13 protein-coding genes and 1 pseudogene are annotated in these 16,016 nt (G+C 66.4%); 6 read left to right on the forward strand and 8 right to left on the reverse strand.

Going from position 1 to position 16,016, the window contains the following annotated elements:
- The first annotated feature begins 121 nt into the window (after positions 1 to 121).
- The gene (locus AC3A4Z_RS07380; protein WP_498710977.1) at positions 122 to 1,705 is read left to right on the forward strand and encodes a phospholipase D family protein; all 1,584 of its coding nucleotides are present in this window, start codon (positions 122 to 124) and stop codon (positions 1,703 to 1,705) included.
- A 63-nt stretch (positions 1,706 to 1,768) separates the two neighbouring features.
- On the opposite strand, the gene AC3A4Z_RS07385 is transcribed toward AC3A4Z_RS07380, so the two are convergent.
- The 3 genes and pseudogenes from AC3A4Z_RS07385 to AC3A4Z_RS07395 all read right to left on the reverse strand — a co-directional run bounded on the left by AC3A4Z_RS07385 (position 1,769) and on the right by AC3A4Z_RS07395 (position 4,938).
- Positions 1,769 to 2,800 carry a hypothetical protein gene (locus AC3A4Z_RS07385; protein ID WP_498710978.1) on the reverse strand — a complete coding sequence of 344 codons (1,032 nt, stop codon included), beginning with the start codon at positions 2,798 to 2,800 and terminating at the stop codon, positions 1,769 to 1,771.
- 30 nt (positions 2,801 to 2,830) lie between these two features.
- A pseudogene (locus AC3A4Z_RS07390) lies at positions 2,831 to 3,690 on the reverse strand (phosphatidylinositol-specific phospholipase C/glycerophosphodiester phosphodiesterase family protein).
- 141 nt (positions 3,691 to 3,831) lie between these two features.
- A complete protein-coding gene (locus AC3A4Z_RS07395) occupies positions 3,832 to 4,938 on the reverse strand; it encodes a response regulator (RefSeq protein ID WP_498710979.1) in 1,107 nt (368 codons plus the stop codon).
- A gap of 242 nt (positions 4,939 to 5,180) precedes the next feature.
- On the opposite strand from AC3A4Z_RS07395, the gene AC3A4Z_RS07400 reads away from it, so the two are divergent.
- Positions 5,181 to 6,167, forward strand: a complete 987-nt coding sequence (locus tag AC3A4Z_RS07400; RefSeq protein ID WP_498710980.1) for an aldo/keto reductase — start codon at positions 5,181 to 5,183, stop codon at positions 6,165 to 6,167.
- Positions 6,168 to 6,267: 100 nt separating this feature from the next.
- Here the strand turns inward: AC3A4Z_RS07400 and AC3A4Z_RS07405 are convergent, their stop codons facing one another.
- Positions 6,268 to 6,597, reverse strand: a complete 330-nt coding sequence (locus AC3A4Z_RS07405; protein WP_498710981.1) for an SRPBCC family protein — start codon at positions 6,595 to 6,597, stop codon at positions 6,268 to 6,270.
- Positions 6,598 to 6,717: 120 nt separating this feature from the next.
- Between AC3A4Z_RS07405 and AC3A4Z_RS07410 the strand changes: the two genes are divergently transcribed.
- From AC3A4Z_RS07410 to AC3A4Z_RS07420, 3 genes are all read left to right on the forward strand, one after another.
- Positions 6,718 to 7,188: a GNAT family N-acetyltransferase gene (locus tag AC3A4Z_RS07410; protein ID WP_498710982.1), complete on the forward strand. Its 471-nt coding sequence runs from the start codon at positions 6,718 to 6,720 to the stop codon at positions 7,186 to 7,188.
- Between the two features lie 89 nt (positions 7,189 to 7,277).
- Positions 7,278 to 7,829 (forward strand): hypothetical protein, encoded by a 552-nt coding sequence (locus tag AC3A4Z_RS07415; RefSeq protein WP_498710983.1) that lies wholly within the window; start codon positions 7,278 to 7,280, stop codon positions 7,827 to 7,829.
- Positions 7,826 to 10,672: an ATP-binding cassette domain-containing protein gene (locus AC3A4Z_RS07420; RefSeq protein ID WP_498710984.1), complete on the forward strand. Its 2,847-nt coding sequence runs from the start codon at positions 7,826 to 7,828 to the stop codon at positions 10,670 to 10,672. The genes AC3A4Z_RS07415 and AC3A4Z_RS07420 overlap by 4 nt, the downstream gene beginning before the upstream one ends.
- 49 nt (positions 10,673 to 10,721) lie before the next feature.
- Here AC3A4Z_RS07420 and AC3A4Z_RS07425 read toward each other — a convergent pair whose 3' ends face one another.
- The 4 genes from AC3A4Z_RS07425 to AC3A4Z_RS07440 all read right to left on the reverse strand — a co-directional run bounded on the left by AC3A4Z_RS07425 (position 10,722) and on the right by AC3A4Z_RS07440 (position 14,849).
- Entirely contained in the window at positions 10,722 to 11,681 is a 960-nt protein-coding gene (locus AC3A4Z_RS07425; protein ID WP_498710985.1) for a carbohydrate kinase family protein, read from the reverse strand.
- Between the two features lie 103 nt (positions 11,682 to 11,784).
- Complete coding sequence (locus AC3A4Z_RS07430) at positions 11,785 to 12,579, reverse strand: ATP-binding cassette domain-containing protein (protein ID WP_056077930.1); 795 nt, start codon at positions 12,577 to 12,579, stop codon at positions 11,785 to 11,787.
- Positions 12,576 to 13,622, reverse strand: a complete 1,047-nt coding sequence (locus AC3A4Z_RS07435) for an ABC transporter permease (RefSeq protein WP_091423744.1) — start codon at positions 13,620 to 13,622, stop codon at positions 12,576 to 12,578. The genes AC3A4Z_RS07430 and AC3A4Z_RS07435 overlap by 4 nt, the downstream gene beginning before the upstream one ends.
- 108 nt (positions 13,623 to 13,730) lie before the next feature.
- Positions 13,731 to 14,849: a substrate-binding domain-containing protein gene (locus tag AC3A4Z_RS07440; protein WP_498710986.1), complete on the reverse strand. Its 1,119-nt coding sequence runs from the start codon at positions 14,847 to 14,849 to the stop codon at positions 13,731 to 13,733.
- A 165-nt stretch (positions 14,850 to 15,014) separates the two neighbouring features.
- Here AC3A4Z_RS07440 and AC3A4Z_RS07445 point away from each other — a divergent pair, with 165 nt between their 5' ends.
- Positions 15,015 to 16,013 carry a LacI family DNA-binding transcriptional regulator gene (locus tag AC3A4Z_RS07445; protein ID WP_498711135.1) on the forward strand — a complete coding sequence of 333 codons (999 nt, stop codon included), beginning with the start codon at positions 15,015 to 15,017 and terminating at the stop codon, positions 16,011 to 16,013.
- Positions 16,014 to 16,016 lie beyond the last annotated feature (3 nt).

Genomic DNA, 16,016 nt, shown 5'->3' on the forward strand with positions numbered 1-16,016 from the left:
GCGGGAGGTCCCGCCGTCGTCCGCTTCCGTTCGCTCACCCGATGACATTCCCCACTAGGGTCGTAGGCTACTAAAGACACTGGACACCAACGCCGGCTTTGGGTCTCGAAGGGAACATCACGTGGACAGTAATCCTGGTACCTGGTTCTTGAGCGGTGCTGAGCGGGGGAACACGGCCACCGGCGTGCACGCCGGTGATGACGGATCGGAGTCCTGGTCCGAGGGCAATCTCGTGAAGCCCCTGATCCACGGGGCCACCTACTTCGCCCGGCTCCACGAGGAGCTGTCGGCACTGCAGGCCGGAGACCGTGTCTGGTTCACCGACTGGCGCGGCGACGGCGACGAGCGGCTCACACCGGACGGACCCACCATCGGCGAGCTGCTGGCGCGCTTGGCCGAAGCGGACGTGGAGGTTCGAGGCCTGATCTGGAGATCCCATGGCGAGCGCATCTCGGCCCCGATGAGCAACCGGTCCAACGAGCTTCTCAGCCGCCAGGTCAATGATGCCGGCGGCGAGGTGCTGTTGGATCAGCGGGTTCGTCTTTTCGGCTGCCATCACCAGAAACTGGTGGTCATCCGCCGCCGCGACGACCCGTCGAAAGACGTGGCGTTCGTGGGCGGTATAGACCTCTCGCACGGCCGTCGGGACGACGCCAACCACGCGGGCGACCCGCAGGCGGTGGACATGGATCCCCGGTACGGGAAACAACCCCCGTGGCACGATGCCGCATTGGAACTGCGCGGCCCGGTGGTGGCGGATGTGCTGGAGTTGTTCGCGGAACGGTGGAATGACCCCCATCCCCTGGACCACCGCACCCCGTACCGGATGCTGTTGCAGCGCCTGGCCGACATGCCGCGGCATCCCGAACCCCTACCGGAGACAGCCCCACCGCCGCCGCCGGCCGGCCCCCACGCCGTGCAGCTGCTGCGCACGTACGGCGTGAAGCATCCGCCGTTTCCGTTCGCCCCCGGCGGTGAGCGGAGCGTCGCCCGCGCCTACACTAAAGCCTTCTCCCAGGCCCGATCCCTGATCTACATCGAGGACCAGTACCTGTGGTCCTCAGAGGTGGCCGACGGAATCGCCGCGGCCCTCGAAAAGAACCCCGGGTTGAACGTGATCGCAGTCGTGCCCCGCTACCCGGACTCGGACGGTCCGCTCGGAGGGCCGCCCAAGCGGGTGGGGCAACTGCGCGCCATCGAAAGGATGCGCCGCGTTGCCCCCGGCAGGTTCGGCGTCTTCAACCTGGAGAACAAGGCGGGGACTCCCATCTATGTCCACGCCAAGATCTGCATCATCGATGACACCTGGTTCACCATCGGGTCGGACAACTTCAACCGCCGGTCCTGGACCACGGACAGCGAACTTACCTGCGCGGTCATCGACACCAGCGCGGGTTCTGATGCATCCCGCTCGCTGGCCCACTCACTCCGTCTCGAGCTCTGGGCCGAGCACCTGGGCCTGGACGAAAATGACCCCCAACTCCAGGACCCGGCAGCCGGGCTGGGCCTGTGGAAGGCCACCGCCGAAGCCCTGGACCAATGGCATAAAACCGGAGGCGGTTCGGAGCGCCCCCGGGGGCAAGTGCGGCAGCACCATCCGCAAGGAGTGCCGCGGCTCCAGCGCCTTTGGGCGAACCCCGTCAACCGCCTTCTGGTGGACCCGGACGGCCGTCCACGGAAGATGCGCGGGACCACCGACTTCTAACCAAGGACAAAAAGAAGCGGTCGACGGCGGGACCTCCCGCCGTCGACCGCTCCCCCTGGGTGCCTACTGGCTGAAGGGGACCTTCTCCCACCTCAGGACCTCGCCGTCGGTGCTGTTACCGGCCACCGTAAGCCGCACGTAGTTTGTCGCGTTGGCGGAGCCGTCAACGGTGATGCGCTCAAGATTGTCCGCGGCCTCCTGACCGTAGACCGCGAGCCAGGGTGAGCCCTCGGCCAGCGGCTGGTTCTCGGCGAAGACGTGGCTGTCGCCGTTGATGAGGTACACCGGGGCGTCAAAGCTGTTGGTTTCCTCGATGATGACCTGAACGATGTCGCGGAAGCCGGAGACCGTTTCCGGGTTGGCGGTGGCCGCGGCCAGCAGCGACGGATCGAACATGTCGGCCTGGGTCATCAGCACCACGGCCCGGTCGTTGCGGCGCTCCGCGTCGGCAAAGGTCTCGCGGATCTGGGCGATAACGGCACCCGTCCGGTGCTCCACTTCGGCCAGCTGCTCCGGGGTGGCGGTGGTTTCGCCCAGTCCGGCCCAGGGAAGGAGGGAGTTGTTGCTGCCCTGGATGTTCAGCACGGAGAACGCCACCCGGTTCTGCGCGAAGCGGACGTTCTCCGGGAGGCCGAGCTCCTCCTGGCTCTTGACGGGCATGGTGGCGCCGAGGGTCTTGCCGGATGCGTCGAAAAAGACCTCCCGCAGCTTGTCGAGGCGTTCCAGCGGGTTGAAGGCGCCGTTGTTGGTGCGGTGGCAGTCCACCCACTCGTTGTCGCCTGGCGTGTAGACCAGCGGGTGCTCGAAGGTATCGAACTGGGCCCGGATGTTGGCGAAGTATTCGTCGGAGCAGACCGATGAGCCGTTCTTAATGTCGCCCACGTGGGTGACAAACTTCAGGTCCCTGTCAGCGTTGATGTCCTGGATCCGGGACGGAAACTTGGCGATTTCGGCATCACCATAGGGGATGTCGCCGATGACGCCGAAGGTGAAGGCCTCGCCGGTGCTGTCGGCGGCTGTGGCGGGCTGGGAAGCAAGGAGGCCAAGCGCCAGGGTGAGGGCCGCCGTCGTAATTTTCATGGGGCGTGAAGGCATGGGGATGTTCCTGTTTCTGCTGGGATGGGACTAGGCGGTGCGGGCGGTGAGGAACTGCTGGAGGCCTGCGAGGTCGTCGGTGTTGATGTGGTCCACGCCGGCATCGGCCAGTTCGGTCCACAGGGCGTCTCGGGCTGCGCCGGGCGTGTCCGGGGTGGCCCAGAAGCGCACGCGGTAACCGTTGGCGTGCGCCTCGGCACGTAGGCACGAAGCTTGATGCGCTCGGCCTCGGGCATCGGGCCGACGCCCTGCCAGGTGAAGAGCTTGGTCCAGTTGTCGCTGACCAGCGGCATCAGGCCGGCGGGCTTGCCGGTGGCGAGGTCGGCGGAGCGGCCGTCGTAGAAGCTGAACCGCTTGTCCTGTGCCTGCATGGTGGCCAGCGGACGGTTGCCGCTGATGACGGCGGTCACCGGGCCGGTTTTGACGTTGCCGTTGGTGTAGCGGCTCATGATGTCGCGGTGCTCGGCCAGCTCCTGCTCGACAGCAGCGTAAGTGGCCGCGCCCTCACTCTTGATGTCGATCAGGAGCTGCAGGCTGCCATCCCAGTGCGGGTGGACGGCGTGGCCGGGCTGGCTGCGGACCAGGTCCTCAAGCGGGTCGAGGTAGAGGCTTTCGAGCGTGACGCCCTGCTTGGCGTCTTCCAGGTCGTGGGCCACCAGCAGTTCACCGTCCACCAGCCACACGTCGGCTTCGACACTCGTGAAGCCGTGGTCCAAGGCGTCGAACAGCGGCCTGTCATGCTCGTAGTCGTTGTGGGCATGCGCCTCGGGCAGCGGCTGGCCGACGACGACGGGCGCGGGCTTGGGCGCCTCGGCTTGGGCAGGTGCCACTGCGGTTCCGGCCAGGGAGGCGAGGACGGCGACAGCGGCGAAGGTGCTTTTCACGAACACGTAGTACTCCTGGTACCTCGGGGATGTCCGCCCGGCAAGGGTGCGCCGGGCAAAGGGTGCGTGAAAAGACTGCTGGTCGCAGGAGAACGAAAGAGGACAACCGGGTTTCCCGTGGGTGAACCGCAGGGACCAATGCCGGTGCTACAACGCCCCAAGGTAGATGCTGATGGTCGTCCCGCCGCTGGAGTTTGAAGAGATTTCCAGCCGTCCCCCATGGGCGGCAGCGACGCTGGCACACGTCGCCAGGCCCAGGCCGGTACCTGCAGGATCGCCTTCCCGGTGCAGGCGGACCAGCGGTTCAACCACCCGGCGCCGGTCCCCCGCGCTGATTCCCTTGCCGTTGTCCGCTACCCGGATCACCACGCCGGCCCCGGCGGGCTGCCCGCTGATGCGGACCACCGGGGGCACATCCGGGCGGCGGTACGCCACTGCGTTCTGGATCAGGTTCTGCAGCGCAATCCGAAGCTGGTTTTCGTCGGCGTCGAAAACAAAGTCCGCACATTCCACTGCGGCACCGGCTTCCCGCAAGCCCGGCCCCAGGTCATCGGTGACCTCCTTGACCAGGCTTGCCAACGACAGCCGGGACCTGGACAGTGAACCGCCGATGGAAGAAAACGCCAGCAGCTCCTCCACCATGGAAAGCATCCTGCGTGCACCGCTATCAACGATGTCCAAGTACTCTGCGGTTTCCCCGGTCCGCCCCGATTCCGCCTCCATGGCCCCCAGCTCGAGGTACCCCAGGATGGAGGTCAGCGGATTGCGGAGGTCATGGCTGACCCGGCCGGTGAACTCAGCAAGCCGTTGATTGCTGTCCTTGGCCTGGTGCAGGGCGTCGGCCAACGCTCCGTGGAGCGCCGTGACCCGCCGGGCAGCCAGCAGGCGGGTGTGCAGGACGAAGGGGTCCAGCGGCTTGGTCACGTAGTCGTCCGCGCCTGCCCTCATGCCTTCCAGCACGTCCTCCCTGGCGCCGTGCGAGGTCAGCAGCATCACGTACGTATAGGAGCTCGTTTCGGCGGCCCGGATCCCGCGGCACAGATCAAACCCATTGAGCCCCGGCATCATCAGGTCGCTGACCACAACCTGGGGACGGAGTTCCTCGTAAAGCTCCCAGGCAGCCGTTCCGTCCGTGGCCACGATGCACTTGTGCCCCGATTTCTCCACCGCCGCTTTCGCCACCAGCAGGGATCCTTCGTCATCGTCCGCAACCAGCACGGTCATGGCGTCCGCGTTGTTCGAATCAATTGCCACAGTGCCCCCCGGCATGCATCGTCACGAGCGGGCCCGCCATCGGCCCGGTGGACCTATCGTCCCACGGGATGGCCTGGCTGTGGCAAGGGGGCCGACCAGTAGCTGCCGCCGGGGCACCGGATAACGGGGTCCTGCCAGAACCCGTTTCAACAGGGACTCCCTTGTGGGCCCGGAAAGACGTTGACTGGAGAAAGGCCCGGCACAGCGGCGTCGGCCGGGCGATCATCAGCAAGGGAGACATGATGCATACACGGACACTTGGGCAGGGCCTGCAGGTCTCGGCGGTCGGCCTTGGCTGCATGGGCATGTCCCAGAGCTATGGCCCCAACCCCGGCGACCGCCAGGCGATGATCGGTGTGCTCCGCGACGCGGTGGAGATCGGCATCAATTTCTTTGATACCGCCGAGGTGTACGGGCCTTTCGTCAACGAGGAACTGGTGGGCGAAGCACTCGCACCGGTCCGGGACGCGGTGGTCATCGCCACCAAGTTCGGCTGGCGGATCGAGAACGGGAAGTCGGTGGGGCTGGACAGTTCACCCGAGCGGATCAAACGCGTGGCCGACGAGTCACTGCGCCGGTTGCGTGTGGACACGCTCGACCTCTTCTACCAGCACCGCGTGGACCCCAACGTGCCCATCGAAGAGGTGGCCGGTGCCGTGGGCGAACTCGTCCAGGCCGGCAAGGTCCGCCACTTCGGGTTGTCGGAAGCCTCGGCCGCCACCATCCGGGCCGCCCACGCCGTCTTTCCGGTGACCGCCGTGCAAAGCGAATACTCGCTGTGGACGCGGGACCCGGAGCCGGAAGTGCTGCCAACGCTGGCGGAACTGGGGATCGGCTTTGTGCCCTTCAGCCCGCTGGGCAAGGGCTTCCTCACCGGAACCGTTAATACGGCCACGCAATTCTCCGAGGGTGACGTCCGCGGCACCATCCCGCGCTTCACACCCGAGAACCGCGCCGCCAACCAAGCCTTGGTGGATCATGTGGCCGGACTCGCCGCCGTCAAAAATGCCACGCCGGGGCAGATTGCGCTGGCCTGGCTCCTGGCACAGCAGCCGTGGATTGTGCCGATCCCCGGGACCCGCCGCCGCGAGCGCCTTGAGGAGAACGCAGCTGCCACCGCTGTTGCCCTGTCAGCCGATGAAGTGGCTGACCTCAACGTGGTCGCCGCCCGGATCGGCGTGCAGGGGAACCGCTACAACGATCTGCACATGGGCCTCGTAGGGCGATGACCTAGCGCCCCTCACACAGAGGCGAGCGGACGACTGCGGGAGGTTCCCGCCGTCGTCCGCTTTCTGTTGGTGATGCGTCGCTTCCCCACCACGGGCACTGCTAGAAGTGGCCGGTGGGCCCGCTGTCCTGGACTTCGCCGCGCCAGCCGCCGGTTTCGGTACCGCGCGATTCGATGAAGGCCTTGAACTTCCGCATGTCGGCCTTTACCTGCATCTCGTCGATCTTCAGTGCGGCGCCTGCCTTTTCGGTCAGGGTTTCCGGCGCCCATTCGAAATGGACTTTGACCTTCGTGTGGTTCGGATCCAGCGGCGTGAACCTGATGATTCCGGCGTGGGACTTGCCATCGGTGCTGCGCCAGGCGATCCGGTCGTCCGGCTCCTGGTCACTCGTGACGGACGGCCGCAACAGCGGACCGGCAGCACTGGCCATCCTGCCAGTCAGGCAGCCGCCACCTTTTCACCATAAATCGGGCCGATCCCGGGGTCCAGACCCTCGGAATTCGCAGGCCGGGTTGAGGATTCCGCAGTGCCAGCCGGTAGATTTGAGCCGATGATTTCCATTGACCGGGACGACCCCGCACGGGCCGACGTCCATCAGCTCCTCAGCGAACACCTGGCGGACATGTACGCCACCTCGCCGGCCGAAAGCGTCCACGCCCTGGACCCCTCCGCCCTGTCCGGACCGTCCATCACGTTCTGGACGGCCCGTGAGGACGGCGGCCTGCTGGGGTGCGGCGCCCTCAAGCTCCTGGACTCCCCTTCCGGGGCGATGGATGGCGAGATCAAGTCCATGCGCACTACAGCAAGCGCACGCGGCCGGGGCGTAGCCACCCGGATGCTCCGGCACATCCTCGACGACGCCCGCACCCGACAACTCAGGCGTGTCTACCTCGAGACCGGAACCGAGGAGTACTTCGCCCCTGCCCGGCGGCTGTACGCCCGGAACGGCTTCACCGAGTGCCCGCCGTTTGCCGGCTACACTCTGGATCCCAACAGCGTTTTTATGGAGTTGTCCCTGTAATAGCGGACCTCCTTCATTTGCCTTGAGAACTAGCGTCACAAAACGCGATCGCATCCGAATTCGGCCAAACAACGTCCTACCCTTGACAAGTGACTTTGACTAAGATGCGCACCGCCGCCACGAGCTCGCTCGCCGCCGCCGGTCTCCTGTTTTCCCTCGCCGCCTGCTCCGCGCCGGCCACCCAGCCTGCTGCCTCCGACCCGGCTTCCTCGGCAGCCTCCTCCCCCAGTGCCTCCGACGGACCTTGCACCGGCGTGAAGGTTATTGTCGATTCCGGCTCCCTGAAGCAGGCCGCCGCCGACAAGTCCGTGTGCGTGCCCGTGGACGGACCCACCGTGGCTTCCAAGGTTCTCGACGAGGCAAAGATCAAGACCGAGGGCAGCACGAAGTACCCCGACACGGTATGCCGGGTGAACAGCGTGCCCGCCGCCGACTTCGATATTAAGCACAAGGGCGGCACCTACCGCGAGGAATGCAAGGACATGTCCGCTGCCTTCGCCTACTGGTCGCTGTGGGTCAAGCCGGCCTCCGGTGAGTGGGGCTACGCCCAGGAAGGCGTCGCAACCTTGAAGGTAAGCCCCGGCGAGAGCCTGGAACTGCTTTACACCGTCGACGGCGAACCGGCCGCCCCCAAGGCATGACCTTTCGACCCGCGCCGCTGCGCGCCGGCATTGCTCTGGCCGTCGTGTTCATCGCGGCGCGGGTCATCTACCGCGTTCTCTTCAACGGCGCGGGCATCGGCTCGCCCGTCCTGCTCGACTTCCCGGCCATGCGGCTGCCGGCCCCGTACGCCCATGTGGTCTTCCTCGGTCCGGTCTCCGGGCCCGGGCTGTGGGCCGCGGTCCTGTCCGCCCTTCCCATCGCCGGACTGTTCGTCGGCTTCGGCCTGCTCAACGCCAGGGTGGACGTGGCCCGCGGCTTCGTGTTCCTGGCCCGCCGCGGCCCCATGCAGGGCATAGCCCGGATGCTTGTGGTGGCATGGGCGGCGCTCCCTGCACTGGCCGACGCCGTCACCTCCGTACGCCTGGCGTTCCGGTTACGGGGTGAACGCTTCGGCCCCCGCGCCCTGGTGCCCGTGCTCGAGCGCACCCTTGAACACGCCAGCAGGGTTGCCGCGGCCCTGGAACTGCGCGGCTTCGGGAGCCGGGCGGCACCTCAGTCTGGCTCCCATTCCGACGCTCGAGTTCTCATTCGGGACGCACGCTTCCGGATCGGGGACGCGGCCGTCCACGTTGCCGGATTCACCCCCGCCAGTGGCTCCATCACGGTTATCACCGGACCTACCGGCTCAGGCAAGTCCACCGTTCTCCGGGGTATCGCCGGTCTCCTCTCGCACGTGGACGGCGGCGACCTCTCCGGCACCGTCCGCGTCGCCGGGGCGGACCGCTCCGCCACTCCGCCGCGCGATACCGCCCGCCACGTCGGTGTCGTCCTGCAGAACCCCCGCGCCGCCTTCGCCAGCACCCGGGTCCGGGACGAAATTTCCCTCGCCCTTGAACTGCGCGGCCTGCCATCCGCTGCCACCAAGGAGCGGGTGCAGGAAGTCGCCGGGCAGATTGGCGTGACGGCACTGCTGGACCGGCATCTCAGCACCCTCTCGGCGGGTGAGGCAACGCTCGTGGCCATTGCCTCCGCTGTAGTGGACCACCCGGCGCTGCTGCTGGTGGATGAGCCCCTCGCCGATCTGGATACCGCAGCCCGCGGCCGTGTCATCTCGGTACTTCATGCCCTCGCCCGCGACGCGGGAGTCTGTGTGATCGTGGCCGAACACCGCGCGGAAGCACTCGTGCCCGTTGCCGATTTCTGGTGGACCATTGACCGCGGCGCCTTGGTCCCGGGTGCCGCCCCCTCCCCTTCGCCCCCTGTTGAGCTCCGTGAATCGCCGGAAGAGCCAGCGGATGTTCCCCCCGTGCTGACGGCGACCAACCTTGCGGTGCACCGCAAGGGCAAGCCGCTGGTGCGTGATGCGTCCCTGACCCTGCACCGGGGTGAAGTGGTGGCCCTTGTGGGACCGAACGGGGCCGGAAAGTCCTCCCTCCTGGTGGCGCTTGCGCTCGGCGAAAGTACGGGCGGATCAACTAAGTACGACGGCGGCACGGGCGACGGCGCTCGGGTGGCCCTGGTGCCGGACGCCTCGGACGACCTCTTCACCCGAGATACGGTCGCGGGAGAGCTGCGCGCCGCCGAGCGGCGCCAGGCCCGCCGAAAAGGGGGCATCCAGCCCCCGCCCGGCTCGGCAGCTTCGCATCTGGCCCGTTTGCGGGGAGACGCCATTCCCATCGGGCAAGAGCATCCCCGCGACCTTTCCGCCGGAGAGCGCAGGATCCTTGCCATCGCGCTGCAGACCATGGACGATCCGCAGGTGCTCCTGATCGATGAGCCTACCCGCGGCCTTGATCCCGCAGCACGGACGGCAGTCTCGGCGGCGCTGCGGGCCGCGGCGGAGGCAGGCACTGCCGTCCTGATCGCCACCCATGACCGCAACTTTGCCCACAGCCTCGGTGCCCGGATCCTCCCGATGAGTGACGGCGTCGCGCCCTCTGCCGGGACGGAAGCCGCCCCGGCCGATGCCGTCTCGGCACACCCCGCAGCAGCACCACGGATCCCAGTACGAAAGTTCACCGACGAACCAGCTGATTCTCACGGCGCGACGAAGTCGCCCCGCATCCGGATGCCGCGGCCCGTCGAGCTCGCAGTCCTCGCCGCTGCAAACCTTCTGGCCCTCGGTGCCTTTTGCTGGCCGCTCCTGTCCGCCGCGCTCCCGCAGGATGCGGCCGCGGCGCTCCCCTACGCGGCGCTGGCCATGGCGCCCATCGCCGTCGTCGCTATCGTGGTGTCGCTCGACGGATCCGTCCGCTCGGCACACACGGTGGCGCTGCTCGGCGTCCTGGCCGCGGTAGGTTCCGCGGTGCGGGTGGCGAGTACCGGCGTCGGGGGCGTGGAGGCGGTCTTTATCCTGCTGATCCTGGCCGGCCGGGCGTTCGGTGCCCGGTTCGGGCTGCTCCTCGGCGCGGCCACCATCGCGGTCTCGAGCGTGCTGTGGGGCGGCATCGGGCCGTGGACCCCGTTCCAGATCTTCGCCTGCGCGTGGGTGGGCGCGGGTGCCGGCCTGCTCCCCCGCCGGGTGCGGGGCAAGGCCGAACTGTGGATGCTGGCCGGCTACGGCGTGGTGGCGTCCTACCTGTTCGGCCTGCTGACCAACCTGTGGTTCTGGCCGTTCGCGGTGGGCGCCGGTACGGGCATCTCCTACGTGCCGGGCGCGCCGCTGGGCACCAATCTCAGCAGCTTCCTGCTCTACTCGCTGGTGACGTCGACGGCGGGCTGGGACACCCTGCGCGCCATCACCACGATCATCGGAATCGCGGTGGTGGGGCGGGCCATTCTCGCCGCACTTCGGCGGGTGAAGCCCGTCTCCAGCGCGGGCAGGCAGGCCGGGAAAGCCCAACCAGCCCAGGCGAAGGATCCGCTACAACTCAGGGCCTAAGGACCCGCAGAAAATGATGGCAGGACCAGCCCCTTGGTGACGATGTGCTTCAAGCACCCGCGTATTGGGCAGGCGCGTTGGCTTCGAGTGCGGCGTTCAGTTCCTCAAGGGTCGGCGGGTTCGCCCCGGGGCGCTGCACGGTGATGGCCGCGGCGGCGGCCGCGGTGTGTCCAAGCTGCTCCAGGACAGCCGGGGCGAAGCCTTCGGTTCCCCTGGTGAGGAAGCCCAGGATCAGGGCGGACATGTAGGAGTCCCCGGCGCCGATGGTATCTGCAACCGTCGTCTTCACGGCAGGGATGCCGATGGTGGCGGCCGTTGAGGTGAATTGTGAGCCGTCACCGCCTTTAGTAATGACGGTCAACCGGGTGCCCAGTCCGAGGATGTGCGCTGCGGTTTCGTCCACGCTTTTCCGGGGGTACAGCCACCGGGCATCCTCATCACTGAGTTTGACCACGTCGGTGAGGGCCACGAGCTCTTCGAAGATGGCTTTCGCTTCCGTGTGGCTGCCGAGGAGGGCCGGCCGGATGTTGGGGTCGTAGGTGATCATGCAGTGCCGGTGGGCCTGTTCGAGCAGAGCTTTTACGGCGCTGGCGCCTGGGCTGAGGAAAGTGGCGATGGACCCCGTGTGCAGGATTTTGGGGAAGTACGCGGGCGGCGTGGGGGCCAGGTCCCAGGAGATATCGAACTCGTACGTGGCGGAGCCGTCCGAAGCGAGGGTTGCTGTTGCCGACGGTGTCCGGGTGAGGGATTTCGAGCCGGGCAGGAGTGTGACTCCCGCGCTGCGGAGATGTTTTTCGATGGCGGTCCCCCGGGCGTCCGGCCCGATGGCCGTGAGCAGACCTGTGGTGACGCCGAGGCGGCCAAGCCCATAAGCGACGTTGGCCGGCGAGCCGCCCGGGTGTTCCACCTGGCCGTTTGAGGTGGTGACCACGTCGATCAGCGCTTCGCCCACGACAGTGACGTCAAGTGTCGGGTGAAGGTCCTGCCGGGCTGTTGTGAGGTAATCCATGGTCTGTCTCTCGTGGGGAGGTGATGGGGTGGGGCTGTTCAAGCGACATCAGTCCGCGGACCGGTGACCTGGTCCGCGGACTGACGTCGGGGCAAGCAGTTGATCAGGCGGTGGCTGCACCGGTCATGATTGCCACTGCATCGGTCATATTGTGGGACTGGGGAGTGATGGTGGCCGCGCATTTGCCGAGGCGCTGGATGTGGATCCGGTCGGCCACGTCGAACACGTGGGGCATATTGTGGCTGATCAGGATGACGGGCAGGCCGCGGTCCCGGAGGTCCCGGACCAGCTGCAGGACCTGGTTGGATTCGCGCACGCCCAGCGCCGCCGTCGGCTCATCCAGCACAACAACCTTTGAACCGAACGCCGCGGCACGGGCCACGGCAACGGCCTGGCGCTGGCCGCCGGAGAGGTTCTCGACCGGGACGGTGACGTCCTGGAGGGTGGAGATGCCGAGCCGGGTGAGCTCATCCTTGGCTTTGCGGCGCATTCCCTTCGTGTCCAGGACGCGGAAGAGCTTGCCCAGCGGACCGGGCACCCGCTCTTCACGCCCGAGGAACAGGTTTGACGCCACATCGAGCGCCGGCGATACCGCAAGGTTCTGGTACACCGTTTCGATGCCGTGGACACGGGCGTCCTGGGGCCGCTTGAAATGTACCGGCTGTCCTGAGACGAAGAGTTCGCCGGAATCCGGGACCTCTGCTCCGGTGAGGCATTTGATCAGGGTTGATTTGCCTGCGCCGTTGTCGCCGATGACTGCCAGGACTTCGCCCGGGTACAGGTCGAGGCTGACCCCGTCCAGGCCAACGACGCGGCCGAAGGTCTTGACGAGGTTCCTGGCTGACAGGATGGGCTCGCGGGTGGCGGTGTGGGAGGCTGCTGATTCTGTCATGGTCATGACTTGACCTTTCGGATCCACTGGTCGATGGACACAGCGAGGATGATCAGGACGCCGACCGCGAGGGTCTGGTACAGAACGTCCAGGCCGGCGAGGGAGAGTCCGTTGCGGAAGACGCCGACGATCAGGGCGCCGAGGAGTGTTCCCCAGACCGAGCCGCGGCCGCCGAAGAGGCTGGTTCCGCCGATGACGACGGCGGTGATGGAGTCGAGGTTCAGGTCCACGCCGGCGTTGGGGCTGGCTGCGTTGGTGCGGCCGATCTGGATCCAGGCGCCGATGGCCAGGACGGCGCCGGCCGCGAGGTAGACGCTCATGAGGACTTTGTTCACGGCGATGCCGGCCAGGCGGGCGGCTTCCTTGTCATCGCCGACGGCGTAGACGTGCCGGCCCCAGGCGGTCTTGCCGAGGATGAAGGCGATGGCGATGTAGAGCAGGAGCATCACGACGACGCCTGTGGAGATCCTGACGCCGCCCACCGGGAAGGTGGTTCCGGTCCAGGTCAGCAGGCCCGGCATTGCCGAACCGCGCACTGTTGCTCCGTTGGAGTAAAGCAGCGTCAGTGCGATGAAGATGTTCAGGGTGCCGAGGGTGACGATGAACGGCGGGAGCCGGAACCTGGTGACAAGGAATCCGTTCACGGCTCCGGCGGCGAGTCCCACGATCAGGCCTGCGAGCAGGGCAACGGGCGCGGGGAGTCCGTTGTTGACGGCGAGCTGGGCCACCACCATGGAGGACAGGATCATCACGGCTCCGACGGACAGGTCAATCCCGGCCGTGAGGATGATGAGCGTCTGGGCGATGGCGAGGGTGCCGACGACGGAAACCTGCTGGGTGATCAGCGAGAGGTTTTCAACCCGCAGGAACCTGTCATTAAGCAGGCCGAACACCACCACCGCGATGAGAAGTACGAGGGCCGGGCTGAGGGCGGGATAGCGGTGCAGGATGTTGCGGATCCTGCTGAGCGGGGTCTGGCGGTCAAGGAATTCCTCCGCCAGGTCTGCATGCCCGGCGCTGGGCGGGCCGGCGGTCTGTTGCTGGGTCACGATGGGTCCTGATCTTCGATGATGGTTTGCGGGCGCGTACTAACGCGGAAGTGGTGCTCCGGGGAGGCCGGAACGGAGCGCGGCCTCCCCGGGCGCATGGTTGGGGTTCTACTTGCCCCAGCAGATCTCGGAAGCTTCGGTGGTGGTGATGCTCTTGATGCCGTCGGCCGGTTTGTCAGTGACGAGTTCGACGCCGGTGTTGTAGAAGTCCAGGCCCGGCGAGTTGGCAGGCTTGTTGCCGGTCTTGGCCAGATCCACGATGGCCTTCACGCCAAGCTCGGCCATCTTGACCGGGTACTGCTGGGCGGTGGCGCCGATAACGCCGGACTTGACGTTGTTCACGCCGGTGCAGCCGCCGTCGACCGAAACCACGAGCACGTCCTTCTCCTTGCCCGCGGACTTCAGTGCCTCGAAGGCGCCGGCAGCGGCGGGTTCGTTGATGGTGTAGACGACGTTGACGTTCGGGTTCTTGGCGAGGAGGGTTTCCATCGCCGTGCGTCCGCCGTCCTCGGCGCCCTGGGAGGCCTGGCTGCCGACGATTTCGTACTCCCCGCCCTTGCCGCCTGTGTACTTGCCGGTCTTGGCCTCATCACCGTTCTTCTTCTTGTCAGCGGTGTCGATGCCCAGCCCGGTCAGGAAGCCCTGGTCACGGTTGTAGTCCACCGAGACGACCTTGTCGTCGAAGAGGTCCAGCAGGGCGATGGTGGCCTTCTTGCCGTCCAGCTGCGCGGCGGTCCACTTACCGATCAGCTCGCCGGCGGCGAAGTTGTCTGTCGCGAACGTGATGTCGGCGGCATCGGCGGGGTCCGGCGGAGTGTCCAGGGCGATGACGAACAGGCCTGCATCCTTGGCCTTCTTCAGGGCGTCAACCACCGAGGGGCCGTTGGGCGTGATCAGGATCCCTTTGTCCCCCTTGGAAATGGCGTTTTCGATCGCCTGGATCTGCGTTTCCTCATCACCGTCGGCCTTGCCGGCGGCCAGCTTCAGGTCAACCCCGTCTGTTTCGGCGGCCTTCTTTGCACCGTCCTGCATGGAAACGAAGAACGGGTTGGTGGTGGTCTTCACGATCAGGGAGACGCCCACCTTCTCATCAGCGGAACCTCCGCTGGCTGAGGGGCTGCTGGAACTGCCGCCGCAGGCAGAAAGGCTGACCGCTCCCAACGTCAGGACCGCTCCTGCCGCGAACACGCGGGTGGCCATTGAACGGGATGCTTTGGAACTCAACATTGAATCTCCTGGTGTTTGAGGCCCTAGCGAGCCTCGACAACGATGTCATAACGAGGTAAGCAGGATCACACGCTAAGGTCAATAGGAAAAGAACGAGAAGGAGCGACTTTCTTGACAACGATGTCCGATCGTTACCAACCACCCTTGTCCCCGACGCGACCCACGATGCGCCACGTAGCGGCACTCGCGGGTGTCGGAATCAAAACCGTTTCACGAGTAATCAACGACGAGGCCGGGGTATCTGAGGCCACCCGGCAAAAGGTGCTCGATGCCATTGCGCAGCTCAACTACCAGCTGGACGTCACAGCCGGCAGCCTCCGCCGGGCGGGCAGGAGGACCCTCTCGGTTGGCCTCCTGCTGCCCAGCGTCTCCAACCCGTTCAGCGGTGAGATCCACCGGGCCATGGAGGATGCGCTTGGCGCCCGGGGAATAGCCGTTTTCGCCGCCAGCCTCGACGACGACCCCAATCGGGAGCAGGCCATCATCGCCGCTTTCCTGGGCAGGCGGGTGGACGGCCTTGTCCTGACGCCGATCGCCAAAAACCAGGCCTATATGATCCCGGAGCACTCCAGAAACCTGCCAATGGTCTTTATTGACCGGGAGCCGGTAGGAGTGGAGGCCGATGCCGTGGTCACCGACAACGCAGTGGGTGCGGGCAAAGCGGCCGCACATCTGCTGGCGCACGGACACACCAAAGTGGCCTACCTCGGCGACCGCACAGACATCCAAACCGCGCGGGAGCGCCGGCGGGGCTTCCTCGAGGAGGTCGGCGGGGCAGGAATTCCCACCTCCGCCCTCCCCGTCATCGACAATCTTCATGATGAGGAAGCAGCGAGGCGGGCGGCCCTGGAACTGTTGAATTCCGAGGATCCTCCGACGGCAATCTTCTCCAGCCAGAACCTCGTCACCTTCGGAACGATGCGCGCGCTGAAGGAGCTTGGCGCACACAAGCGTGTGGCACTTGTCGGCTTTGACGACTTCACGCTCGCCGACATGATGGACCCCGGGGTTACTGTCATCGCTCAACATCCGGAGCGGATTGGCGTCAAGTCAGCTGAACGGCTCCTGGCAAGAATTGACGGCGACGATCAACCTGCGCAGACCTACATTGTCCCCTCCGAGCTCATCCAAAGAGGCTCCGGCGAAATCCGCCCGCCGGCATAACCC

This window comes from Arthrobacter sp. Soil_C_49 (assembly GCF_057656635.1).